Origin of the sequence: Williamwhitmania sp. (assembly GCA_035529935.1) — a bacterium.
Taxonomy (GTDB): domain Bacteria; phylum Bacteroidota; class Bacteroidia; order Bacteroidales; family Williamwhitmaniaceae; genus Williamwhitmania.
Window position 1 is genome coordinate 1 of sequence record DATKVT010000037.1, and the last position, 7,927, is coordinate 7,927.

The 7,927-nt window shown below is 46.2% G+C and carries 6 protein-coding genes; 2 read left to right on the forward strand and 4 right to left on the reverse strand.

From position 1 onward, the window contains the following. From VMW01_02615 to VMW01_02625, 3 genes are all read right to left on the reverse strand, one after another. Positions 1 to 1,151: acyltransferase (locus VMW01_02615; protein ID HUW05130.1), on the reverse strand; the 1,151-nt coding region annotated here is incomplete at its 3' end. A 664-nt stretch (positions 1,152 to 1,815) separates the two neighbouring features. Next, the gene (locus VMW01_02620; protein HUW05131.1) at positions 1,816 to 2,832 is read right to left on the reverse strand and encodes a phosphatase PAP2 family protein; all 1,017 of its coding nucleotides are present in this window, start codon (positions 2,830 to 2,832) and stop codon (positions 1,816 to 1,818) included. A gap of 81 nt (positions 2,833 to 2,913) precedes the next feature. Next, positions 2,914 to 4,836: a sulfatase-like hydrolase/transferase gene (locus VMW01_02625; GenBank protein ID HUW05132.1), complete on the reverse strand. Its 1,923-nt coding sequence runs from the start codon at positions 4,834 to 4,836 to the stop codon at positions 2,914 to 2,916. 304 nt (positions 4,837 to 5,140) lie between these two features. On the opposite strand from VMW01_02625, the gene VMW01_02630 reads away from it, so the two are divergent. Beyond that, positions 5,141 to 5,794 carry a zinc ribbon domain-containing protein gene (locus VMW01_02630; protein ID HUW05133.1) on the forward strand — a complete coding sequence of 218 codons (654 nt, stop codon included), beginning with the start codon at positions 5,141 to 5,143 and terminating at the stop codon, positions 5,792 to 5,794. 325 nt (positions 5,795 to 6,119) lie between these two features. Here the strand turns inward: VMW01_02630 and trmD are convergent, their stop codons facing one another. After that, on the reverse strand, positions 6,120 to 6,803 hold the full coding sequence (gene trmD, locus VMW01_02635; GenBank protein HUW05134.1) for a tRNA (guanosine(37)-N1)-methyltransferase TrmD: 684 nt from the start codon (positions 6,801 to 6,803) through the stop codon (positions 6,120 to 6,122). A 266-nt stretch (positions 6,804 to 7,069) separates the two neighbouring features. Between trmD and VMW01_02640 the strand changes: the two genes are divergently transcribed. Further along, positions 7,070 to 7,927, forward strand: an 858-nt coding sequence (locus tag VMW01_02640; GenBank protein HUW05135.1) for a hypothetical protein, incomplete at its 3' end; no start/stop codon positions are given.

Below are 7,927 nucleotides of genomic sequence, written 5' to 3' on the forward strand. Positions count from 1 at the left end.
CCAACGCTACCGGTGAGGAGTAGGAGCAGGGAGGCTACGCGCAGATATCTTCCAGCATTGGATGGTGGAGTGGCTATCCATGCCCTTACCGAAGTTTCAACTTGCCGCATTGCCAACGAGAGCATAATGGCGAAGAGCACAAATAGCACGGCAATAACCAGTGAGGCCAGCGGTGAACTAAAGTAATTGGCCAGCTGGAGGAAGTTGCCGCGCAGGAACCCATGACAGGCAAATAGGTACATGGATATGGCTCCCGTGAAGGTTAGGAACGACGATACCATGTTCATTTTACCTTTTACACGGATCAAGAGCTGAATGAGGGTAATGAGTAGTATCGCTGCCGAGATGTTGGCAATGGGCCACATCCATCGAAAAATATTACCCCCAACAAATGTGAGCAAGGCCAATGCAATGAGCCAGATGGGTAACTTCAGCTCCTTTTTTACGGCCAGCAGAATTCCAAAGCAAAACTCGGGGAGGTGACCAACAAAAAGGTAGAGCGGATTCAATGCTACCTGTCGCATGGGGTTGTAGAGAAGAACGGTGGCGATAATTCCTATGATGGAAATTGCCACCAGACCGCGAGTGTTGAATTTCTTTACAACCCACATAAATAGTGGGAAGAGCGCATAAAACTGAAAGATGAGCGAGTAAAACCACCATGGCCCGGTTATGGAGAGCGCCTTATCGGGAATGAAGTTTGCAAATAGCGAAAGTTGAATGCCTAAATCGGCAAGGGTTTGGTTGTCGATAAATCGTCCGGTGGAGAGTATAACCACAAGGATGTATAGCACCGCTGCAATAAGGAACGAGGGGTAAAGCTTATCGAGCCGGTGAAGCAGGTGCGATGTATATCGGGGGTGGTTTTTCTGATACGATAGTGTGAGCCCGTAGGCGCTGATGAAGATAAAGGCCTGGACGCCATAATGCCCAAGGAAATTAAATACTACGTTGAAAACCTCCATGGGATTGTTCCCCAGGATAATGAAGAATTTTTTGATGTAGAGGCCTGAGAACCAAAATTCGTTTTCGCCGGTGGTTGGGTTCACCGCCCTAAAAAAGTTGTGGAGCACTATGAGCAGTATGGCAAAACCCTTTAAAAAGAGGGTGTCGTCTTTGGAAAAGGGAGCAAGGGTTATCTTTTTTAGCATACTTGTAAATGGATAGCTGTAGTATTAAATCCGGCGGGTTGATGGAAAAATGATGACATAATATATAGTCAAACGATTTATGAGCCACACCCAATCGCGCCGACTGTAGCCCCATTGGATGCATAGCAATGCTTAACCCAAATGTATAAAATTATTGGTTAGGCAGGGGATATTTTTGGCGAGCCATTTTTTAACCGTTCGGTGATTGTGGTGAAAAAAGTAATTTGAGAATTAAGCGATTTGAGGATTTGTGAATGATTGGGATTTTAAAACCGTATGGTTATTGCGGTGCGGGGTTACTGTGATGTATTGAACACCATAGGCGTGTGCACCGCCTGAGCTGGGCGGGGTTTGGCTTAACGCCCATGGCTATTCATATTTAACCGCTTCGCGGGTTACCATTCAATAATGTTTTGCCGGCATAAAATGGGGGCGAAAAATTTTTCGCCCCAACATGGTCTGGTTCTTTAATTCGGCAAGGAGGGATTTGTGAATGTGGTGGGTATTAAGAGACTCACGATCGTGCGTCTCTAGCCGTCAATGGCCGGATCTTCGCTTCGCTGCGACTTTTTCTAATACGGCAATGGTTTCCGATTTCCTCTAACTTCCTCTAACTTCCTCTAACTTCCTCTAACTTCCTCTAACTTCCTCTAACTCCCTCTTTCTACAATGCCAAATGGAGGCCAATGCCCACGCTACCGTCCATCATCAGCGAAGGGCCAATGGATAGCTTACCCTTGCCCTCCTCTTTGGGTCCCATGCGCTCAATAGCCTTAATGGTTATTCCGCGCGAGGTGGCAATCTTGGCGTAGGTGTAGCCTAGGGCAATGGCCAGCGGATAGTCACTAATCCAGTGCACACCGTTGTTTATCATGGCAAAGCCAACTAAACCCATCATGGTGTAGCCCACTGGTCTAATAAACTTCAACTCGGGGTAGTTGGTAGCGAGAATGGTAACGGTGGCCATGGCGGTGGCCATGTGGCCAGAGGGGAAGGCATCATGCGCTGGAACCGATTTTTGGTATTTCTTTAGATTGGTGAAGAACTGCCACTTTCCACCCCGCTGGGTGGCCACAAAGGGGCTTTGGCGACCGGAAATATGCTTGAAGAGCTGTGCCGTAATCCCCATGGCAATGTAGCACTCGGCAAACTGGCTGGCGGTTCGCACGTCACGCTCATCGTGCTTAATGAGTCCATTCACCAGGAGGCCTGTTGCAAAGGTAATGCTAGGCCATCCTTCGGCAATAAAGTAGAGTGTGGTGTTAAAATTCTCGGGTAGATCGAGCATGTTTACCTTTGTGCCACCCACGTAAAATTTTATGGCATTGTCGTTTTTTCGCGTGGCGTCAATGCCGGCCCATCGGCCAAAACGTTGTGCACCGTCGGTTACATCTTGGTCTAACAGCATGAGGGCAGCAGTGGAGGCTGCAACAATGCCAATGGTAATCAGGCCTTTTCGGGAGGCAGTTCGTTTGCCAAAGTCGACCCAGTCGCGAGGGATGTTTTTCCCAAACTCGTAGACGCGTGGAGCGTGAAAGGTGGTTTGAATGGTGTCGAAGGTGTAAACCGAGTAGCGATGCCCCAGGCTATCAACTCCGGAGGAATCCTTTGCACAGGCTGCATAGGACGAATTCATAGAGCACAGCCAAAGCATGGCAATGCCAACAGGTAATAGGCGCATTTAGTAGTCTTTGTTGGGTTAGCCTTATTTATTTTGGAAACAAAAACGAGGCTGCAGATTAGGGGCTACAGCCTCTGTTTCCTACTTTTTATCTACTTTGTTTAGTCCATGAACAAACATATATTCAGCGGTTTGATAATATGTTACTGCATTGTGCTCCAGAGTGGTGTCGGGATCCATCTTTGTTTCTTCACCCGTGTGGCGGTCGAACTGGTAGAAGGAGAATCGCTGCTGTGGACTTAGGATGGAAAGCTTGTTTCCCTTCAAGTAACCCAGCTTCTGGTAGGTGCCAATAAAAGCACGTTCCTGGTCGGGTGTCATCTTCATAATGTCTTTACCGTAGAAGGTGGACTCGTAGCTCCAGTTGAGAATACCCAGCAGGGTGGGTGTTAGGTCAATCTGGCTACAGAGCTTATCTACCTTTTGGGGAGCAATAATGCCGGGGGCATACATTACTAGTGGTATTTGATACTCCTTCACCGGAATTTCGGTGCGACCAGCGCTACCACCGCAATGGTCGGCCACCACAATAAAAATGGTATTCTTAAACCAAGGCTTGTCCTTAACATGGTTGAAGAACCAGCGCAACGCATAGTCGGTGTACATTACGCCACCTTGTCTGGTTTTGGGGAACTTAATACCAACATCAGGGAAGGTGTAGGGGCGATGGTTGGAAGTGGTCATGATGAAGTTAAGAAATGGCTCTCCTTTTTGGAACGACTTGTCGGCCTCCTTAATTGCCCGCACGTAAATATCTTGGTCGCAAACACCCCACACGTTAGCAAAGGTGATTTCGTTTTCTGAAAGTTCACTACGGTCTACAATCTGAAATCCGTTGTTGCTAAAAAATTCGTTCATGTTGTCGAAGTAGCCGTATCCGCCGTATAGGAACTTGTTGGTATATCCCTTCTGCTTAAATATGTGGCCCAGCGAGTAGAGGTTTTCGTTATTAGGACGGCGCACAATGCTATTTCCTGGGGTTGGTGGAATGCTCAGGTTGATGGCCTCAAGTCCACGAACCGTGCGGTTACCATTGGCGTAGAGGTTTGTGAAGAAGAGCGACTGGTTGGCCAACGAGTCCATGAACGGCATGGTAATGCCCGAGGTGTTTGGAATGTAGGCCATGTATTCACCGCTGAGGCTTTCCACCGTGATCAGGAACACGTTGTAGCGCTTCTCCTCACCCGTAGCGGTATTCATCCGAACTGGGTTCATCACATCGGGTGAAATGAAATGCGAGCTGCTGTCGGCCAGCAAGGTGCGAAGGTAGGTAAAGGCCTTCTTGTTATTTTCGATAAGGTAAAACTGGTTGTAGTCGAGTTCGTTATTCTTGAACGCCTCAAAGAAGGAGTAAACGCCATTTTTGGAGAGTTCCTTGTTGTAGGTATTGTTGCTGATCTCGCTCCAGCGTTGTGTTACAAATAGCAGACCAAATACCGGGACAATCATCAATAATCCTGCTGTTTTCAGCCGCTGCAGAAAATTGTCGTCGTTTTGCAATGCTTTAGTAAGCCATCCCTTTCGGGTGACAAACCAGATAATGCCTGCGGAGATAACCAGAATGGCAACAATGAGCAGAGGAATGTTGTACGATTCCCAAATATTACCCAGCACCTCGTTGGTGTAGATGAGGTAATCCACAGCAATAAAGTTGAACTTTACGTTGAACTCGTCCCAGAAGAAGTATTCGGCAAATGCCGTGTATACCAAAATTACCGTAGCTAAGGTGTAGAAGGTATAGGTTAGGTATTTTGAGATTTTCTTAGTGGCCAGCTTGTGAGGCACGAGTAGCGTAACCAGCACAAAGGGGATCATGAAGTAGCCGTAGGCAATGGTGTCGAAGAAGACGCCTACAGTGAAACTTTTTAGCAGCTCCCAAGGGCCCTTGCTGAACTGCGAAAAAGAGTATGCAAAGAGCACTATACGGGTAACAAAGGAGATGGAGATAAAAATGAGGTAGAGCATGAACACCCCACCGAATCTACCGCTAAATAATTTTTTCATTCCAAGTCAATATTATGTTTTGTATCTATTTTTTTGTTTGATTGCAATGAACAAGAGGATTATAGCGCTTGTGTTGCAAGAATTAAAAATTTTATGGCGCAAGGTAAAGTATGTTTCTCATTTTTGTGGCAAATTCATTCCCAATTTATCGGTCTGAATTGTTAAAATTATGAATCATTGCTGCTGTATGGGGTTTGCTTGTATGGAAAGGATTGGGTTTATATGACCAATGTGGTGTAAAGTTAAGTGTCCCATCGTTATTTTTGATAATTGAGCGCTATCTTGCATTCGTAAAAGTTTAACTATGGCTACAACAATAACGGTAAAGCCTGCAAAGCATTCTAGGATGGTAAATGCTGGGGTTTTATTAATACTCTACAATCTGATTTTTTTTGTGGGAACCTCAAGGTCTGCATCTTCGGACATGTTTATGTTAGGCAATGATGCTACCTCATATTGGGATATTGTTCAGGGACTGGTGAGCATTGCAGTGATTATTGGCGGAGCCATTTGGTGTGGTATCGTTGCGTCAAACTTAAATAGGAATATTCTGTTCTGGATAATTTTTGGTGCGCTGTTTACCCCATTAGCATTGATTATTCTAGGATTACTCGATTCTAGGCTTGCTAATCAGGAGGCTCAGGAGATAATGGCGAAGTTACGATCTCAATACTTGCAAGAGGTGGAGGTGTTCAACCAACGTTACAGGAAAAGCGAACTCTCTTGGGAGGCCAGTCAAGCATCGATTGCCAAAATCAGAGAGAAATATGACGCCATGTTGCATGCCGAGCTGGATCGGCTGGATCGAATTGCACAAAAGCAGCATGATAAGTCAGTCATTGATTTGGTGGAGGGCGATGGCGTTCCGGTTGAAGTAATTGATACATGCCCTGCCTGTGGGGCCAAGTTGGCTGATAACGATAATGTTTGCCCAGATTGCGGATTAAATCTGGGATAGAAACGAGGCACCAGCTTGTAATTCTTTTACCTCTGACTTCCCTTTTTTTTACCTTTTGGTTATTACGGTACAAAAAAAAATGAAAATTTGGGAATGAAGGGGATTTTAAAACCATTCGGTTATTGCGGTGCATGGAAATGCTGGTTCAATGAACACTATTTGTACGTGCACCGCCCGCATTTTATGGGCCTTTGGTTCCGGGGGTTGACACCCCCAGCTATTACATTGTCACCTCTTCGAGGTTATGTTCTATTGTTTTGATGCGAGATGGAATAGAATGAAATATTTTTTGTCCAAACATCCGTATTAGCGTCTCTGACTTCCTCTACTTCTCCTCCTTCAACAATCCCGGTCGAAGTCGCTGAGTTCGTTCCGTGGCTTGCTCCATCTGCCACTTCTCTATTTCGGGGAAGTTGCCCGAGAGCAAAATTTCGGGAACCTTCCAGCCGTTAAATTCAGCTGGACGGGTGTAGGCCGGAGGGGCAAGCAGGTTATCTTGAAAGGAGTCGGTGAGGGCAGAGGTTTCGTCGGAGAGCACGCCAGGAATTAGGCGCACCACAGCATCCACAATAACTGCGGCGGCCAGTTCACCACCGGTAAGCACGTAATCGCCAATGGAGATCTCTCGTGTAATCAAGTGCTCTCTTACGCGGTGATCCACCCCCTTGTAGTGGCCGCAGAGTATGAGCAGATTTTTTTTGGTGCTGAGCTGGTTGGCCAGCTGCTGGGTGAGCAGCTCTCCATCGGGGGAGGTGTAAATTATTTCGTCGTAGGTACGCTCCGCCTGCAGCTCCTTCAGGCACTCAAAAATGGGTTCTATCTTCATTACCATTCCAGCATCGGGGCCAAAGGCATAATCGTCCACTGTTCGACGCTTATCGTGCGTATAGTTGCGTAGCGGGTGCACCACAATTTCGGCGAGGCCTTTTTTTTGTGCTCTTCCAGGAATGGAGTTGTTAAGTGGGCTATCGAGCAGCTCGGGCAAAACGGTTACAATGTCTATTCGCATTGGAAAACAGTATGTTTTTTCTGATGCATGAAGTTGGTACAAAAGTAATACCCTTTCGCGTTACAGCAAACCTGATTTATTGATAATCCGAAATCATTTGGGCTTGTTTTCCTGTTTTTTCCAAAAAACTTTGAGTATTAACTCACAAATAGTTAATTTCGTCAGCTGAATGTTGACCCCGGGCTCACAGGATTGGTGCTAAGTAAAAATGTATATTAAACTCCTTCCCACCTGTTTACCCGCATTATTGTTATAAAGCTTGCCTCATGGAAACTAACGAAATGAAAAACTCTGTTCCTGAAGAACAGCCTGGTGAAGAGTTAAATACCACCAGGAATGTGGAGACTCCTGCAACTTCTGACCTATCTGCTGAAGTATCCTCTGAGCAGCCAACAAGCGCTGCTTCCGATCTGCAACACGACGATCAACCTAGTGAAGAGTTAACTAGTGCCGAAAATGCGGAAACTCCAGCAGCATCTAAATCTGCTGCAAAAGTATCCACAAAAAAGGTAGCTAATGATGCTTCCGATCTGCCACACGACGATCTACCAGGTGAAGAGTTAATTGCCACCGAGAATGTGGAAACTCCGGCAGCATCTAAGCCTGCAGCAAAAGTATCTGCGAAGAAGGTCGCTAAGGATGACGTTGATCTGCAACACGACGATCATGAAGAGCATGTTCACGACGAGCATGTCGATTTCTCCGATGAGGAGGCTATCATAGCCAGCACTGAGCTCGACGATGACGAGAGTGACGACGACGATGATACGGCTTCTCCCTCTTCGATAGGAAAAGAATACGCAGGATTGTCGAAACCAGAGTTAATTGCCACACTCAAAGAGTTGGTTGAAACAAACACGGCAACGCGTATTCGGAAGGATATTGATGCAATAAAAATTGCTTTCTACAAGCGGCATAAGCTCGACGTAGATAAGGAGCGCAAAGCGTTTATTGATGGGGGCGGGGTTCCAGAGGAATTCCAGTATACCACCGATACCTACGAGAACGACCTGAAGGAATATCTTAAGCAATATCGCGAGAAGAGATCACAGGAGAATATGTCTCAGGAGCAGGAGAAGGAGAAAAATCTGGAGGTTAAGCTTTTAATCATTGATGAGATTAAA

Excerpts from the sequence above, each read along its gene's own strand:
- VMW01_02620 (HUW05131.1), bottom strand. The coding sequence starts at position 2,832 with ATGCGCCTATTACCTGTTGGCATTGCCATGCTTTGGCTGTGCTCTATG.
- VMW01_02630 (HUW05133.1), top strand. The coding sequence starts at position 5,141 with ATGGCTACAACAATAACGGTAAAGCCTGCAAAGCATTCTAGGATGGTA.
- trmD (HUW05134.1), bottom strand. The coding sequence starts at position 6,803 with ATGCGAATAGACATTGTAACCGTTTTGCCCGAGCTGCTCGATAGCCCA.
- VMW01_02625 (HUW05132.1), bottom strand. The coding sequence starts at position 4,836 with ATGAAAAAATTATTTAGCGGTAGATTCGGTGGGGTGTTCATGCTCTAC.